Genomic DNA, 17,236 nt, shown 5'->3' with positions numbered 1-17,236 from the left:
GGAAATTACTCGGCGGTATGAGCGGCGATGGCGCAGGCGGGTTTGCCGGCAGCGTATTTAAGACTGGGATCGACCAGCGCATCGAAGCGTTTCAGCGCCTCGGAGCCGATCAAAAGCGGGTATTGGAACGCACTGCGGTCGGTCAGGTTCACTTCGATGCTGCGCATCGCCGAACCCATGCAGATATCCAGCTCGATCACCGGGCGCGCGGTGTACTTCTTGCCTTCTTCCGGGTCGTAGTCGCCGGCGCGGCGCTTGATCTTGCTGACCCGGGCCAGCGGCCGTTCGATCGGGTGCGAATGCGCAGCGTCGATGGCCAGGTAGAAACGCACCCAGGACTCGCCGTTGCGCTTGAAGCGTTTGATGTCGCGGGCGCTCAGGGAGGCGGTTTTCGCTCCGGTGTCGAGTTTCGCCGCCACTTCCAGGTTGATCCCGTCGAGGGCGGCGTACTCGTTGAGGCCGTACACAGTCTTTTCCCCCGCCACAGCCAGGCCGGGCAGGCAAAACAGATAGAAAAAGGTGGGGAAGGGCTTGAGTCTCATAAATCCTGGCGAGCAGCGTTCCGTTCTCGGTTCAGGGCCACGGCATCAGGAGATCCTGTCTGCGCGCGCCTTCGTGTGCCTATCAGCTTTTTATGACAAGCCGTGCAAGTGACTGGCAAATGCGGGCGGCATTCTAGCACGGTGGTTTTATGGCGCCAGCGCCCGAGCGGGTCTATAACCCTTGGGGCTGATATCGGGCGTTATTAGACGATTGTCGACAATATCCATTTATCCTTTGACTGATGCAGGCTGATTCGCTAGTTTTTGCCGCATTGGATTTGAAGGTGTCGACAATATGCTGGATCAACTCGATCCCCCGGTCATCAGCGGCGACGATTCGGAAACCCTGTCCGAAAACGTCTTCAGGCGTATCCAGGCCGCCATCGTCAAAGGCGAAATCGCCCCGGGCAGCAAGATCTCCGAGCCGGAACTGGCGCGTACATACGGCATCAGTCGCGGGCCGCTGCGCGAGGCGATTCACCGCCTCGAAGGCCAGCGCCTGCTGGTGCGTGTGCCGCATGTCGGCGCGCGGGTGGTCTCGTTGAGCCATGCCGAATTGCTCGAACTCTACGAAATCCGCGAATCCCTCGAAGGCATGGCCTGCCGTCTGGCGGCCGAACGCATGAGCGTCGAAGAAATCGACGAACTGCGCCGGGTTCTGGAAACCCACGAGCGCGATGCCGCGTTCCAGGCCGGCGTCGGCTACTACCAGCAGGAAGGCGATTTCGACTTTCACTACCGGATCATCCAGGGCAGCGGCAACCGCACCCTCACGCAAATGCTCTGCGGCGAGCTCTATCAACTGGTGCGCATGTACCGCATCCAGTTTTCCACCACGCCCAACCGCCCGCGCCAGGCCTTTGCCGAACACCACCGGATTCTCGATGCCATCGCCGACCGTGACGGCGAGCTCGCGGAATTGTTGATGCGCCGCCACATCGGCGCCTCGAAACGCAACATCGCCCGTCATTACCAGGACGGCGCCGACAATAAGACAGCCACTGAACGAGGTGAGTCATGAGTTCCAACAAGAGCACTCCAGGCCAGCGTTTCCGCGATGCGGTCGCCAGCGAACATCCGTTGCAAGTGGTCGGCGCGATCAACGCCAACCACGCGCTGCTGGCCAAGCGCGCCGGTTTCAAGGCGATTTACCTGTCCGGTGGCGGGGTGGCTGCCGGCTCCCTCGGCGTGCCGGACCTGGGCATCACTGGTCTGGATGACGTGCTGACCGACGTGCGCCGCATCACCGACGTCTGCGATCTGCCGCTGCTGGTGGACGTCGACACCGGTTTCGGCGCCTCGGCGTTCAACGTTGCGCGTACCGTGAAGTCGATGATCAAGTTCGGCGCCGCGGCGATCCACATCGAAGACCAGGTCGGCGCCAAGCGCTGTGGCCACCGTCCGAACAAAGAGATCGTCACCCAGCAGGAAATGGTCGATCGCATCAAGGCCGCCGTCGATGCCCGTACCGACGACAGCTTCGTGATCATGGCCCGCACCGACGCGTTGGCCGTTGAAGGTCTGGACTCGGCACTGGATCGCGCCGCCGCTTGTATCGAGGCCGGCGCCGACATGATCTTCCCGGAAGCCATCACTGAACTGGAGATGTACAAGCTGTTCGCCAACCGCGTGAAAGCGCCGATCCTGGCCAACATCACCGAGTTCGGCTCGACGCCGCTGTACACCACCGAGCAGTTGGCCGGAGCGGATGTGTCGCTGGTGCTGTACCCGCTGTCGGCGTTCCGCGCGATGAACAAGGCGGCGGAAAACGTCTACACCGCGATCCGCCGCGACGGCACCCAGCAGAATGTCATCGACACCATGCAGACTCGCATGGAGCTCTACGATCGCATCGATTACCACACCTTCGAGCAGAAGCTCGACGCGTTGTTTGCGGCGAAGAAGTAAGCCGCAACCGTACTCCCTAACAAATTCAAGATTGGAGACAACAATGGCCGAAGCAAAAGTACTCAGTGGCGCCGGGCTCCGGGGCCAGGTCGCCGGGCAAACCGCACTGTCCACCGTGGGCCAGGCCGGTGCCGGGCTGACCTATCGCGGCTACGACGTGCGCGAACTGGCGGCAGACGCACAGTTTGAAGAAGTGGCGTACCTGCTGCTCTACGGAGAGCTGCCGACCAAGGCCCAGCTCACCGAATATCAAGGCAAACTGAGCAAACTGCGCGACCTGCCGCAAGCGCTGAAAGAAGTGCTGGAACGCATCCCCGCCGACGCCCACCCGATGGACGTGATGCGCACCGGTTGCTCGTTCCTGGGCAACATCGAGCCGGAGAAGGACTTCTCCGAGCAACGCGACAAGACCGATCGCCTGCTGGCCGCGTTCCCGGCGATCATGTGCTACTGGTATCGCTTCAGCCACGACGGCAAACGCATCAACTGCGTGAGCGACGAGCCGTCCATCGGCGGCCACTTCCTGCACCTGCTGCACGACAAGAAGCCGAGCGAACTGCACGTCAAAGTGATGAACGTCTCGCTGATCCTCTACGCCGAGCACGAATTCAACGCCTCGACTTTCACCGCACGCGTCTGTGCGTCGACCCTGTCCGACCTGTATTCCTGCGTCACGGCAGCCATCGGCTCGCTGCGCGGCCCGCTGCACGGCGGCGCCAACGAAGCGGCGATGGAAATGATCGAGCGCTTCTCGTCGCCGGAAGAGGCGATCAAGGGCACCCTCGGCATGCTCGAGCGCAAGGACAAGATCATGGGCTTCGGCCATGCGATCTATAAGGACAGCGATCCGCGCAACGAGGTGATCAAGGGCTGGTCGAAAAAACTCGCCGACGAAGTGGGCGACAAGGTGTTGTTCGCGGTTTCGGAAGCCATCGACAAGACCATGTGGGAGCAAAAGAAACTGTTCCCCAACGCCGACTTCTACCATGCCTCGGCGTACCACTTCATGGGCATCCCGACCAAGCTGTTCACCCCGATCTTCGTCTGCTCGCGCCTGACCGGCTGGGCGGCGCACGTATTCGAACAGCGCGCCAACAACCGCATCATCCGTCCAAGCGCCGAGTACGTCGGCGTCGAACAGCGCAAGTTCGTGCCAATCGAACGTCGCTGAATGGTGGGCTGCCCCGGAGCTTGAGAACACCGATAAACCCTGTGGGAGCGAGCCTGCTCGCGATGACGGACAGACATTCAACAAAGATGTCGACTGATTAACCGCTATCGTCGGAACGCCGCCCGGAGCAAGCTCGCTCCCACAGTGGAGTGTGTTGAGTTCAAAGGCTGCGTCTGGCCCCACCTTTTTGTTATCACCGTGACCGAGTCCTGACCGATGAACACAGAATTTCGCAAGAACCTGCCCGGCACGCCGCTGGACTTTTTCGACGTCCGTGCGGCTGTCGATGCGATCCAGCCGGGCAGCTACGACACCCTGCCGTACACCTCTCGCGTGCTGGCGGAAAACCTCGTGCGTCGCTGCGACCCGGCCACGCTCACCGATTCCCTGAAGCAACTGATCGAGCGCAAGCGCGACCTCGACTTCCCGTGGTTCCCGGCCCGTGTGGTGTGCCACGACATTCTCGGCCAGACCGCGCTGGTGGACCTGGCCGGCCTGCGTGACGCGATTGCCCAGCAGGGCGGCGACCCGGCGCAGGTCAACCCGGTGGTGCCGACGCAACTGATCGTCGACCACTCGCTGGCGGTGGAGGCGGGTGGTTTTGACGCCCAGGCGTTCGAGAAGAACCGCGCCATCGAAGACCGTCGCAACGAAGACCGCTTCCACTTCATCAACTGGACCAAAAAGGCGTTCAAGAACGTCGACGTGATCCCGCCGGGCAACGGCATCATGCACCAGATCAACCTGGAGAAAATGTCTCCGGTGATTCAGGTGCGCGACGGCGTGGCATTCCCGGATACCTGCGTCGGCACCGATAGCCACACCCCGCACGTCGATGCGCTGGGCGTGATTGCCATCGGCGTCGGTGGGCTTGAAGCCGAGAGCGTGATGCTCGGCCGCGCGTCGTGGATGCGTCTGCCGGAAAGCGTCGGCGTCGAACTGACCGGCAAGCTGCAACCGGGCATCACCGCCACCGACATGGTGCTGGCGCTGACCGAGTACCTGCGCAAACAGAAAGTGGTCGGTGCGTGGCTGGAGTTTTTCGGCGAAGGTGCTTCGGCACTGACCCTCGGCGACCGCGCGACCATCTCCAACATGGCCCCGGAATATGGCGCTACTGCCGCGATGTTCTACATCGACCAGCAGACCATCGATTACCTGAAACTGACCGGTCGTGAAGACCAGCAAGTGCAACTGGTCGAGCAATACGCCAAGCAGATCGGTCTGTGGGCCGACAGCCTGAAAGGCGCGCAGTACGAGCGCGGCCTGACCTTCGACCTGTCTTCGGTGGTGCGCAACATGGCTGGCCCGAGCAACCCGCACGCCCGCGTGGCAGTGTCGGATCTGGCGGCCAAAGGCATCTCCGGGAAATGGGAAGACGTGCCCGGCCAGATGCCCGACGGCGCGGTGATCATCGCGGCCATCACCAGTTGCACCAACACCAGCAACCCGCGCAACGTGATCGCCGCCGGCCTGCTGGCGCGCAATGCCAACAAGCTCGGCCTGACCCGCAAGCCGTGGGTCAAGTCGTCGCTGGCGCCGGGCTCGAAAACCGTGGCGCTGTACCTCGATGAAGCGGGGTTGACCACGGAGCTGGAGCAACTCGGTTTCGGCGTCGTCGCCTTCGCCTGCACCACTTGCAACGGCATGTCCGGCGCGCTGGATCCGGTGATCCAGCAAGAGATCATCGACCGTGATCTGTACGCCACCGCCGTGCTGTCCGGCAACCGCAACTTCGACGGCCGGATTCACCCGTACGCCAAGCAGGCGTTCCTCGCTTCGCCGCCGCTGGTGGTGGCCTACGCGATTGCCGGCACCATCCGTTTCGACATCGAAAAAGACGTGCTCGGCGTGGTCGACGGCAAGGAAATCCGCCTGAAGGACATCTGGCCGAGCGACGAAGAAATCGACGCGGTGGTGAAGTCGTCGGTCAAGCCCGAGCAGTTCCGCCAGGTCTACATCCCGATGTTCGCCATCCACGAAGACACCGGCCCGAAAGTCACGCCGCTGTATGACTGGCGCGAGATGAGCACCTACATCCGCCGTCCGCCGTACTGGGAAGGCGCGCTGGCCGGGGCGCGTCCGCTCAAGGGCATGCGCCCGCTGGCGGTGCTGCCGGACAACATCACCACCGATCACCTGTCGCCGTCGAACGCGATCATGCTCGACAGCGCCGCCGGCGAATACCTGGCGAAAATGGGCCTGCCGGAAGAGGACTTCAACTCTTACGCAACCCACCGTGGCGACCACCTGACCGCGCAGCGAGCAACGTTTGCCAACCCGAAACTGTTCAACGAAATGGTCGTGGAAAACGGCAAGGTCAAGCAGGGCTCGCTGGCCCGTGTGGAGCCGGAAGGCAAAGTGATGCGCATGTGGGAAGCCATCGAAACCTACATGGAACGCAAGCAGCCGCTGATCATCATCGCCGGCGCCGACTACGGCCAGGGTTCGTCCCGGGACTGGGCGGCCAAAGGCGTGCGTCTGGCGGGTGTGGAAGCGATTGCCGCCGAAGGTTTCGAGCGCATTCACCGCACCAACCTGGTGGGCATGGGCGTGTTGCCGCTGGAGTTCAAACCGGGCACCGACCGTAAAACATTGGGCATCGACGGCAGCGAAACCTACGACGTGATCGGCGCCCGTACGCCGCGCGCCGACCTGACGCTGGTGATCCATCGCAAGAACGGCGAGCGCGTCGACGTGCCGGTGACCTGCCGCCTCGACACCGCCGAAGAAGTGTCGATCTACGAGGCCGGCGGCGTGTTGCAACGCTTCGCCCAGGACTTCCTCGAAGAGTCGGCGGTTGCCGTTTAAATCAATCGATGTGGGCATGGGACTTCAAGTCCCATGTCTTCGTTAAGGAGCACCATGGCTCACGCAGCTAAGTTCGCACCGCAGATCAAAATCCCCGCCACCTACATGCGCGGCGGCACCAGCAAAGGCGTGTTTTTCAGCCTCACCGACCTGCCTGAGGCGGCGCAAATTCCCGGCCCGACCCGCGATGCGCTGTTACTACGGGTAATCGGCAGCCCCGACCCCTACGACAAACAGATCGACGGCATGGGCGGCGCCACCTCCAGCACCAGCAAAACCGTGATCCTGTCGAAAAGCATCAAGGCCGATCACGACGTCGATTACCTGTTCGGTCAGGTGTCCATCGACAAACCGTTCGTGGACTGGAGCGGCAACTGCGGCAACCTGTCGGCGGCGGTCGGCTCGTTCGCCATCAGCAACGGTCTGGTGGACGCCAGCCGCATTCCGCACAACGGTGTGGCGGTGGTTCGCGTGTGGCAGGCCAACATCGGTAAAACGATCATTGCCCACGTGCCGATCACCAATGGTGAAGTCCAGGAAACCGGTGATTTCGAACTCGACGGCGTGACCTTTCCGGCTGCCGAAGTGCAGGTCGAATTCATGGACCCGGCGGCGGAAGAAGAGGGCGGCGGTGGCTCGATGTTCCCCACCGGCAACCTGATCGACGAACTGGAAGTCCCGGGCGTCGGCACCTTCAAGGCGACCATGATCAACGCGGGTATCCCGACGATCTTCGTCAACGCCGAAGACATCGGCTACACCGGTACCGAACTGCAGAGTGCGATCAACAGCGATCCGAAAGCGCTGCAGATGTTCGAGACCATCCGTGCCTACGGTGCCTTGCGCATGGGGCTGATTTCCAACATCGACGAAGCGGCCAAGCGTCAGCACACGCCGAAGGTGGCTTTCGTGGCTCGGCCTGCGGATTACGTGGCGTCCAGTGGCAAGGCGATTGCGGCCGGGGATGTGGATCTGCTGGTACGCGCGTTGTCGATGGGCAAGTTGCACCACGCGATGATGGGTACGGCGGCGGTGGCGATTGGCACTGCGGCGGCGATTTCCGGCACCTTGGTCAACCTCGCGGCCGGTGGTGTTGAGCGCAATGCCGTGCGCTTCGGGCATCCGTCCGGAACGTTGCGCGTCGGGGCCGAGGCCAGCCTGGAAAACGGTGAATGGGTCGTGAAGAAAGCGATCATGAGCCGTAGTGCGCGGGTACTGATGGAAGGCTTCGTCCGCGTGCCTGGAGATTCGTTCTGACGAACAGTCGCCGAGAGCGAGCCTGATCGCTCTCGGCGCTTTGCGTATTTCAATAACAAGAAAAATTAGTCCTGAACCGAGGTCCCATCAACGAACCACTTTGAAGAGTGAATCGAACATGAGCGCCAACGTCGACCTGAACAACCGCCCCGACTACGACCGTGTCCTGCAGGACATCGCCGATTACGTCCTCACTTACAAAATCGAATCCACCGAAGCCCTCGACACCGCCCGCAACTGCCTGATGGATACTTTGGGCTGCGGCCTGCTGGCCCTGCGTTTCCCCGAATGCACCAAACACCTGGGCCCCATCGTCGAAGGCACCGTCGTGCCGTTCGGCGCCCGGGTGCCGGGCACATCCTATCGGCTCGATCCGGTAAAAGCCGCGTGGGACATCGGCTGCATCGTGCGCTGGCTCGATTACAACGACACCTGGCTCGCCGCCGAATGGGGGCATCCATCGGACAACCTCGGCGGGATTCTCGCGGTGGCCGATCATTTGTCGCAAAAGCGTCTGGCCAATGGCGAGGCGCCGCTGACGGTGCGCGATATGCTTGAAGCGATGATCATGGCCCACGAGATTCAGGGCGTGATCGCCCTGGAAAACTCCTTCAACCGGGTAGGCCTCGACCATGTGATTCTGGTGAAAGTCGCCTCGACCGCCGTTGTCGCCAAGTTGATGGGCGCCAATCGCGAGCAATTGCTCTCGGCGTTGTCCCATGCGTTTGCCGATGGTCAGGCGCTGCGCACTTACCGGCATGCGCCGAACGCCGGTTCGCGAAAATCCTGGGCAGCGGGGGATGCGTCGAGTCGCGGCGTGCGTCTGGCGGATATCGCGATGCGCGGCGAGATGGGCATTCCCGGTGTGCTGACGGCAAAGCAGTGGGGTTTCTACGACGTGCTGTTCAGCCACACCAACAACGATCTGGCGCTCAAGCCTGAAGACAAGCGTGCCTTCAGCTTCTCGCGTCCATTCGGCAGTTACGTGATGGAAAACGTGCTGTTCAAGATCAGCTTCCCCGCCGAATTCCACGCGCAAACCGCCTGCGAAGCCGCCGTGACCCTGCACCCGCAGGTGCGCAATCGTCTGCATGAGATCGACAGGATCGTCATCACCACCCACGAATCGGCGATCCGCATCATTTCCAAGGTCGGCCCGTTGGCCAACGCCGCCGACCGCGATCACTGTATCCAGTACATGACCGCCGTGCCGCTGGCGTTCGGCAATCTGGTGGCCGAGCAGTACGAGGATGATTTCCACTCGGCGCATCCGATCATCGATGTGCTGCGCGAAAAAATGGTCATCGTCGAGGATCCGCGTTTCACCCGCGAATACCTGGAAGCCGACAAGCGCTCGATTGCCAACGCGGTGCAGGTGTTTTTCAAGGACGGTTCCAGTACCGAAAACGTGGTGGTGGAATACCCGATCGGTCACCGCCGGCGCCGGGCCGAGGGCATTCCGTTGCTGGAGGACAAGTTCAGGGCGAACCTGGCCACGCGTTTCACCGGCCAGCGCAGCGCCGAGATCCTTGCGCTGTGCAAGGATCAGGCGCGACTTGCGGCGACGCCGGTGAACCGTTTTGTCGATCTGTTCGTGATCTGAAACGCCGGGATTGTCGAGGGCTACACGCTGCCCTCGACATCTTCCAGGCTGAACGTTTCGGTGTGGTCGTCGTAGGAGAAAATCTCGGCGTAACGGCCCCAGGCGATCACGATTTCCAGGTTTTTCTCGACGAAGGCTTCGGTCAGCGAGTCTTCCAGTTCCTGCTCGAAACGCACCCGTGGCGCCCGGTGGCCGTTGCGCTCCAGCAATACCTGGCGGATCCGCGCGGCCAGCGGTATGTAGCGGATCAGGTGTTCGGCAAACAGGGTCTTGCGCTCCTGGGTGCCATAGTCGGCGAACAGTTTGCCGGCTTCGGTCAGGGTGATGTCCGCGCCCTTGAGTTCGGCGAAGCCCAGGTATTCGAGCATCTCGGCCACCGGGAACAGGTCGTCCACTTCCAGCAAACGACGCTCGGCCACGGTGGGCAGGCCGGCGTGGCCGTTGTAGGGCTCGGCCGCCAGGGTTTCGATCAGGCCCGCCATGAGGTTGGTGGAGACTTCCTGCAGCGGGCTGCTGATTTTCAGTTCGGGTTTGCCGGTGCTGGCATCGGCGCTGCGGCGGTCGGTCATCTGCGCGTAGATGTCATCGACCATCTGCCGGAACGACGGGTCCAGACGATTGCGCGGATGGGCGAAGGGCACCTTGATTTCCGCCACCAGCCGCCCCGGGTTGGACGACAGCACCATAATGCGGTCGCACATCAGCACCGCTTCTTCGATGTTGTGGGTGACGATCAGGATCGATTTGATCGGCAGTTGCTTGCCGCTCCACAGGTCCAGCAGATCGTTTCTCAGGGTTTCGGCGGTCAGCACGTCCAGCGCCGAGAAAGGTTCGTCCATCAACAGCAGCGTCGGGTTGACCACCAGCCCGCGAGCGAAACCCACGCGCTGGCGCATGCCGCCGGACAGTTCGCGAGGGTAAGCGTTTTCGAAACCGTCCAGGCCGATCAGGTCGATGGCCGCCAGCGCACGCTTGCGGGCTTCGTTGCGTTCGACCTGCAAGGCTTGCAGGCCGGCCTCGACGTTTTCCAGCACGGTCAGCCACGGGAACAGGGCAAAGGTCTGGAACACCATGGCCACGCCTTCGGCCGGGCCGTCCAGCGGCTTGCCGTTGTACAGGACCTCGCCCGACGACGGCTCGATCAGCCCCGCGATGATCCGCAGCAGGGTCGACTTGCCCGAGCCGGAGCGTCCAAGCATGCCGACAATCTCGCCTTCGTGCAGGGCCAGGTTGACCCCGCTGAGCACTTGCAGCTCGTCCTTGCCCTTGCCGAACACCCGGTTCACGTCGGTGAGCGAGTAGATTTCGGGTGTGGCGCCAGTGTGTTCGGTATAGGTATTCATCACATCGAATCCCGTCAGTTCAGGCGAAGTTTGTTTTCGGCCATGGCGTACATCGGCCGCCAGACCAGGCGATTGAAGGCCACGACAAAAAACGCCATGACCACCACGCCGAGGGTGATTTTCGGGAAGTCGCCGGCGGCCGTGGTTTGCGCGATATAGGCGCCGAGGCCATGGGCGACGACCTTGTCCTGCCCCCAGGAAACGAATTCGGAAACGATGCTGGCGTTCCACGCGCCGCCCGAAGCGGTGATGGCGCCGGTCACGTAGTACGGGAAGATTCCCGGCAGCATGACCTTGCGCCACCACAGCCAGCCGCGAATGCGGAAGTTGGCGGCGGCTTCCTTGAAGTCATTGGGGAAGGCGCTGGCCCCGGCGATCACGTTGAACAGGATGTACCACTGCGTCCCGAGCACGATCAGCGGGCTTAGCCAGATATCCGGGTTCAACTGGTAACGCAGGATCACGATGACAAACACCGGGAACAGCAGGTTCGCCGGGAACGCCGCGAGAAACTGCGCCAGCGGCTGGATCTTTTCCGCCAGGGCCGGACGCAGCCCGATCATTACGCCCAGCGGCACCCAGATCAGCGAGGCGATAAAGATCAACCCGGCGACCCGCAACAGGGTGTACAGCCCCAGCAGCAACACATGCCCGACTTCGGCGAATGTCACTTCCGTGCCGACATACAGCACGATGTGGTACAGCGCATAAGCAGTCAGCAGTGCGATAAACGAGCCCCAGATCCAGTCGATGGCCTTGGTGGTGGCGGGGCTTTCCGAGGTCATGACCTTGCGCGCCGTGCGTGGCAGGTTCAGGCGCATGTTGCCGAGACGGCTGATGGCGCGGCTGATGGGGCGCAGAATGCGCTGGATCATCCGGGTGCGCTGGATCAGATTCAGTACCCAGGACTCCGGCGCAGCGGTCTGCGAGGCGGTGTTTTCCATGCGGAACTTGTCGGCCCAGGCCACCAGCGGGCGAAACAGGAACTGGTCATAGATCAGGATGACCACGATCATCGTCAGGATGACGTAGCCCACGGCGTGCATGTCTTTTTGCGCGATGGCCAGGGCCAGGAACGAGCCGATCCCTGGCAAGGTGATGGTCTGGTCGCCGACGGTGATCGCTTCGGAGGCCACCACGAAGAACCAGCCACCGGACATGCTCATCATCATGTTCCAGACCAGTCCGGGCATCGCGAAGGGCACGTCGAGCTTCCAGAATTTCTGCCAGCCGGACAGTTGCAGGTTGGTCGAGACCTCCACCAGATCCCCCGGCAGCATGCGCAGCGACTGATAGAAGCTGAACGTCATGTTCCAGGCCTGACTGGTGAAAATGGCAAAAATCGCGGCGAATTCCGCCCCCAGAACCCGGCCGGGAAACAGCAACAGAAAGAAGGTTACGGTGAAGGAGATGTAACCCAGCACCGGCACCGATTGCAGGATGTCCAGCACCGGCACCAGCAGTTTTTCGGCGCGGCGGCTTTTCGCGGCCAGCGTGCCGTAGAGCAGGGTGAACACCAGTGCCGCGACCATCGCCGCGAGCATGCGCAAAGTGGTGCGCATGGCGTATTCCGGCAGGTTGGCGGGGTCGAGCGAGACCACTTCACTTTGCAGCGTGCCGATCGGGGCCCAGGTTTCCCGGGCGCCGATGGAGAAAAAAAGCAGGAAACCGATCACCAGCGGCATGGCGATCAAGTCCCAGCGATTGGGCAGCAGGCGTCGGGTCGAGGCCGGTATGTAGTGACGGAACACTTTATTCATAAGCAGTGATTCCTGCAGTGCTCTGAATGGAGTCGCGGCAGTCTGAGCGTAGCTTCAGACTGCACGGCGCACCCGGGAATGAACGGACGCTCATTCCTTGACTTCAATGGGGAGGCTGGATGCTGCGGGCCCGTTGAATTCAGCGGGCCGAGAGGGTTGGCGCACCCGGTTTGCGGCCGGATACGCAACTTGCGCGGATTGTATATTTCGGAATGTTACAGAGGCGTAAAAAACACGGCCCGGGGGCGGGCTAGTGATACTTCATTCAGCCTGCGGACAGGTTGGCCGGGGCGGGGTTACTTGAACCGCCGTTCCACGCCTTTTTCCACCAGGATCTTCGCCGAAATCTCTTCCACGGAAAAATGCGTGGAGTTGATGTGCGGGATGTTTTCACGGCGGAACAGGTTCTCCACTTCGCGCACTTCGAATTCGCACTGGGCGTAGCTCGAATAGCGGCTGTTGGGTTTGCGTTCGTTGCGGATCGCGGTGAGGCGGTCCGGGTCGATGGTCAGGCCGAACAGCTTGTGCTGATGGGCGCGCAGGGCAGCCGGCAGTTGCAGGCGTTCCATGTCGTCTTCGGTCAGCGGGTAGTTGGCCGCGCGGATGCCGAATTGCATCGCCATGTACAGACACGTCGGCGTCTTACCACAACGCGACACGCCCACTAGTATCAGGTCGGCCTTGTCGTAATAGTGGGTGCGCGCGCCGTCGTCGTTGTCGAGCGCGAAGTTCACTGCCTCGATCCGCTCCATGTAGTTGGAGTTGTGGCCGATCGAGTGGGATTTGCCGACGGTGTAGGAAGAATGCTCGGTCAGTTCCTGTTCGAGCGGGGCGAGGAACGTCGAGAAAATGTCGATCATGAAACCATTGGAGGTTGCGAGAATCTCACGGATGTCCTGATTGACGATGGTGTCGAAGATAATCGGCCGGAAACCATCGGTTTCAGCGGCTTTGTTGATTTGTTGTACCATGGCCCGCGCTTTGTCCGCGTTGTCGATGTAGGGCCGCGTGAGTTTGGTGAAGGTAATGTTTTCGAACTGCGCCAGAAGGCTTTGACCCAGGGTTTCGGCAGTAATGCCGGTGCCATCGGAGATAAAGAAAGCAGATCGTTTCATTTGCACCTTGGGCCTTAAGCTAATGAGTATTTCTGGATATGATAGGCGCGATTTGTCGGCCGCCGATGGCCCGCATTCTCACTTATTTTCCAGGTCCAGGCCATACAACCGGCCGATGCTCCCCCGAGCCGCCGGTTTCTGAGCTTTTCCAACACAGTTAGTGGAGAGATCACCTTGGTAGAGTACGTAGTTTCCCTCGATAAGCTCGGCAAACACGATGTTGAGCATGTGGGGGGCAAGAACGCATCCCTGGGCGAGATGATCAGCAACCTGGCCGGTGCCGGTGTGTCGGTCCCCGGCGGTTTCGCCACCACCGCGCAGGCCTATCGCGACTTTCTCGAGCTGAGCGGCCTCAACGACCAGATCCACAAGGCTCTCGACGCCCTGGACGTCGATGACGTCAACGCGCTGGCCAAGACTGGCGCCCAGATCCGCCAATGGATCATGGAAGCCGAATTCCCTGAAAAACTGAACACCGAGATCCGCACCGCGTTCGCCGCGCTGTCGGCCGGCAATCCCGATGTGGCCGTGGCCGTGCGTTCCTCCGCCACCGCCGAAGACCTGCCGGACGCTTCGTTCGCCGGTCAGCAGGAAACCTTCCTGAACATCCGTGGCGTGGAAAACGTCATCCGCGCAGCCAAGGAAGTGTTTGCTTCCCTGTTCAACGACCGTGCCATTTCCTACCGCGTGCACCAGGGCTTCGACCACAAACTGGTCGCCCTGTCTGCCGGCGTGCAGCGCATGGTGCGTTCGGAAACCGGCACCGCCGGCGTGATGTTCACCCTCGATACCGAATCCGGCTTCCGTGACGTGGTGTTCATCACCGGCGCCTACGGCCTGGGCGAAACCGTCGTACAAGGCGCGGTGAACCCGGACGAATTCTATGTCCACAAGGGCACGCTGGAGGCCGGTCGTCCGGCGATCCTGCGTCGCAACCTGGGCAGCAAGGCCATCAAGATGATCTACGGCGACGAGGCCAAGGCCGGTCGTTCCGTGAAGACCGTCGATGTCGACAAGGCCGACCGCGCGCGTTTCTGCCTGACCGACGCCGAAGTCAGCGAACTGGCCAAGCAGGCGATGATCATCGAGAAGCACTACGGCTGCCCGATGGACATCGAATGGGCCAAGGACGGTGACGACGGCAAGCTGTACATCGTGCAGGCCCGTCCGGAAACCGTGAAGAGCCGTACCCAGGCCAACGTCATGGAACGTTACCTGCTGAAGGAAACCGGCACCGTGCTGGTGGAAGGTCGTGCCATCGGCCAGCGCATCGGCGCGGGCAAGGTGCGGATCATCCGCGACGTGTCGGAAATGGACAAAGTGCAGCCGGGCGACGTGCTGGTCTCCGACATGACCGACCCGGACTGGGAACCGGTGATGAAGCGCGCCAGCGCCATCGTCACCAACCGTGGCGGTCGTACCTGCCACGCGGCGATCATCGCCCGTGAGCTGGGTATTCCTGCTGTTGTCGGTTGCGGCAACGCCACCCAACTGCTGAAGGATGGCCAGGGCGTGACCGTGTCCTGCGCCGAAGGCGACACCGGTTACATCTTCGAAGGTGAACTGGGCTTCGACATCAAGAAGAACTCCGTGGACGCGATGCCGGAGCTGCCGTTCAAGATCATGATGAACGTCGGCAACCCGGACCGCGCCTTTGACTTCGCGCAGTTGCCGAACGCCGGTGTGGGCTTGGCCCGTCTGGAATTCATCATCAACCGCATGATCGGCGTGCACCCGAAAGCGCTGTTGAACTACGACGGCCTGCCGCAGGACATCAAGGAAAGCGTCGACAAGCGCATCGCCGGTTACGACGATCCGGTCGGCTTCTATGTCGAGAAACTGGTTGAAGGCATCAGCACCCTGGCGGCTGCATTCGCACCGAAGAAAGTCATCGTGCGTCTGTCGGACTTCAAGTCCAACGAATACGCCAACCTGATCGGCGGCAAACTGTACGAGCCGGAAGAAGAAAACCCGATGCTGGGCTTCCGTGGCGCTTCGCGTTACATCAGCGAATCGTTCCGTGACTGCTTCGAACTCGAATGCCGCGCGCTGAAACGCGTGCGCAACGAGATGGGCCTGACCAACGTCGAAATCATGGTGCCGTTCGTCCGTACCCTGGGCGAAGCCAGCCAGGTGGTCGATCTGCTGGCAGAAAACGGCTTGAAGCGCGGCGACAATGGCCTGCGTGTGATCATGATGTGCGAACTGCCGTCCAACGCGATCCTGGCTGAAGAATTCCTCGAATTCTTCGACGGTTTCTCGATCGGTTCCAACGACCTGACCCAGCTGACACTGGGCCTGGACCGTGACTCCGGGATCATCGCGCACCTGTTCGACGAGCGTAATCCGGCGGTCAAGAAGCTGTTGGCCAACGCCATTGCCGCGTGCAACAAGGCCGGCAAGTACATCGGTATCTGTGGTCAGGGTCCTTCGGACCACCCGGACCTGGCCAAGTGGCTGATGGAACAGGGCATCGAAAGCGTGTCCCTGAACCCGGACACCGTGCTGGAAACCTGGTTCTTCCTGGCCGAAGGTCAGGCGGAATAAGTCGTGAATGAAGCCCTGGCCTGCTGAACCGGGTCGGGGCTTTAAGATTGAAACAGGGCGAGCTCTCCGGATGCCGCCCTTTTTTGTGCAAGAGCATTATGCAAAGCAGCAGCAACCTTTTTCCTGTCGCTCTGATCAGCGCCGAACGCCGCGGTGATCTGAGCGAAGACATCTACCGTTTGAAACCGGGCAACAGCCCCGACTGGTCCGTGGAAATCGCGGTGACCCGTCTCGGCATGGCCGATGAGCCGGCGACACGCGGTGTGCCGGTGATCCTGCTGCATGGCAGCTTCTCCAACCGACGTTTCTGGTTCTCTCCGAAAGGCCTGGGTCTGGGTGCGCATCTGACGCGTCTGGGCTTCGACGTGTGGATCCCGGAAATGCGTGGCCACGGCATGTCCCAGCGTAACGAGGACTACCGCCGCAACCGCGTCGCCGACTACGCCCGTTACGATCTGCCGGCCATCGCCGCGTTCGTGCGTGAACAGAGCGGGCAGATCCCGCACTGGATCGGTCATTCGCTGGGCGGCATTACGCTCGCGGCAGCGCTGGGCGGCGAATACCTCGGCGAACCGGCCGTGGCGTCGGCGGCGTTTTTCGGCACGCAGGTCAGCCGCACGTACTGGCCGCTGAAAATTCCGCCGGTGGAGTGGAGCGGGCGCTTCATTCTCAAGCGTTTTGCCCAGTTGTCCGGTTCACGGCTCAAGCGTGGCCCGGAAGACGAGCCGATCGGTCTCGCGCTGGAAAGCATGCGCTGGTACGGCCTGTTCGGGCGTTTCGGCGACAAGGACAAGGATTGGTGGGCGGGGCTTGCCGATGTTCAGGTGCCGGTGTTGGCGGTGACGGCGGCCGGTGATCATCAGGATCCGGCGTGGGCCTGCCGCAAGTTGTTCGAGCAGATCGGCTCCGAGCACAAGCAATTCATCAATCTGGGGCGCGAGCAGGGCTTCAGCGACAATTTCGGCCATGTCGAGATGCTGGTGAGCAAGGCTGCCCAGGCTGAAGTCTGGCCGCTGGTGTCGCGCTGGTTGACTGACCAGCACACGCCATTGGTCGGCGAAAAGGTGGATCTGGCGGCGGCAGGATGAGCGCAAGGCTCTGAAAAGGGCATTTCGTTCAAGTCGTCTTGCGGCTAAGATATGACGCATTGGACGGTTCCGGTCACATTTGGTGACTGTT

At 61.6% G+C, this 17,236-nt stretch carries 12 protein-coding genes; 8 read left to right on the top strand and 4 right to left on the bottom strand.

Features of this window, described 5'->3' with window-relative positions:
• Positions 1-5 precede the first annotated feature (5 nt).
• Positions 6-542 carry an ATP-dependent zinc protease gene (locus DXT77_RS16370; protein ID WP_065258027.1) on the bottom strand — a complete coding sequence of 179 codons (537 nt, stop codon included), beginning with the start codon at positions 540-542 and terminating at the stop codon, positions 6-8.
• A 298-nt stretch (positions 543-840) separates the two neighbouring features.
• Between DXT77_RS16370 and DXT77_RS16365 the strand changes: the two genes are divergently transcribed.
• The 6 genes from DXT77_RS16365 (at position 841) to prpD (ending at position 9,292) form a co-directional block, all read left to right on the top strand.
• Positions 841-1,563 (top strand): GntR family transcriptional regulator, encoded by a 723-nt coding sequence (locus DXT77_RS16365; RefSeq protein ID WP_169432611.1) that lies wholly within the window; start codon positions 841-843, stop codon positions 1,561-1,563.
• On the top strand, positions 1,560-2,450 hold the full coding sequence (prpB, locus tag DXT77_RS16360) for a methylisocitrate lyase (RefSeq protein ID WP_085732387.1): 891 nt from the start codon (positions 1,560-1,562) through the stop codon (positions 2,448-2,450). The genes DXT77_RS16365 and prpB overlap by 4 nt, the downstream gene beginning before the upstream one ends.
• 43 nt (positions 2,451-2,493) lie before the next feature.
• Complete coding sequence (gene prpC / locus DXT77_RS16355; protein ID WP_119428414.1) at positions 2,494-3,621, top strand: 2-methylcitrate synthase; 1,128 nt, start codon at positions 2,494-2,496, stop codon at positions 3,619-3,621.
• Positions 3,622-3,837: 216 nt separating this feature from the next.
• Complete coding sequence (acnD, locus tag DXT77_RS16350) at positions 3,838-6,432, top strand: Fe/S-dependent 2-methylisocitrate dehydratase AcnD (RefSeq protein WP_119428413.1); 2,595 nt, start codon at positions 3,838-3,840, stop codon at positions 6,430-6,432.
• A 54-nt stretch (positions 6,433-6,486) separates the two neighbouring features.
• Positions 6,487-7,689 (top strand): 2-methylaconitate cis-trans isomerase PrpF, encoded by a 1,203-nt coding sequence (gene prpF / locus DXT77_RS16345; protein WP_119428412.1) that lies wholly within the window; start codon positions 6,487-6,489, stop codon positions 7,687-7,689.
• Positions 7,690-7,807: 118 nt separating this feature from the next.
• Complete coding sequence (gene prpD / locus DXT77_RS16340) at positions 7,808-9,292, top strand: 2-methylcitrate dehydratase (protein ID WP_119428411.1); 1,485 nt, start codon at positions 7,808-7,810, stop codon at positions 9,290-9,292.
• 20 nt (positions 9,293-9,312) lie between these two features.
• Here the strand turns inward: prpD and DXT77_RS16335 are convergent, their stop codons facing one another.
• The 3 genes from DXT77_RS16335 to DXT77_RS16325 all read right to left on the bottom strand — a co-directional run bounded on the left by DXT77_RS16335 (position 9,313) and on the right by DXT77_RS16325 (position 13,510).
• On the bottom strand, positions 9,313-10,635 hold the full coding sequence (locus DXT77_RS16335; protein ID WP_119428410.1) for an AAA-associated domain-containing protein: 1,323 nt from the start codon (positions 10,633-10,635) through the stop codon (positions 9,313-9,315).
• 14 nt (positions 10,636-10,649) lie between these two features.
• The gene (locus DXT77_RS16330; RefSeq protein ID WP_119428409.1) at positions 10,650-12,395 is read right to left on the bottom strand and encodes an ABC transporter permease subunit; all 1,746 of its coding nucleotides are present in this window, start codon (positions 12,393-12,395) and stop codon (positions 10,650-10,652) included.
• A gap of 296 nt (positions 12,396-12,691) precedes the next feature.
• Positions 12,692-13,510, bottom strand: coding sequence for a pyruvate, water dikinase regulatory protein (locus tag DXT77_RS16325; protein WP_085711899.1), 819 nt, complete (start codon positions 13,508-13,510; stop codon positions 12,692-12,694).
• 174 nt (positions 13,511-13,684) lie between these two features.
• On the opposite strand from DXT77_RS16325, the gene ppsA reads away from it, so the two are divergent.
• Both ppsA and DXT77_RS16315 read left to right on the top strand, forming a co-directional pair.
• Entirely contained in the window at positions 13,685-16,057 is a 2,373-nt protein-coding gene (ppsA, locus tag DXT77_RS16320) for a phosphoenolpyruvate synthase (RefSeq protein ID WP_085711900.1), read from the top strand.
• A 98-nt stretch (positions 16,058-16,155) separates the two neighbouring features.
• On the top strand, positions 16,156-17,145 hold the full coding sequence (locus DXT77_RS16315) for an alpha/beta fold hydrolase (protein WP_119428408.1): 990 nt from the start codon (positions 16,156-16,158) through the stop codon (positions 17,143-17,145).
• Positions 17,146-17,236: the final 91 nt, after the last annotated feature.

The sequence above is a fragment of the Pseudomonas sp. 91RF genome (assembly GCF_003576265.1).
GTDB classification, from domain to species: domain Bacteria; phylum Pseudomonadota; class Gammaproteobacteria; order Pseudomonadales; family Pseudomonadaceae; genus Aquipseudomonas; species Aquipseudomonas kribbensis.
The sequence above is the reverse complement of the archived record's forward strand: the minus strand, read 5'-3'. Positions and strand labels throughout refer to the sequence as shown.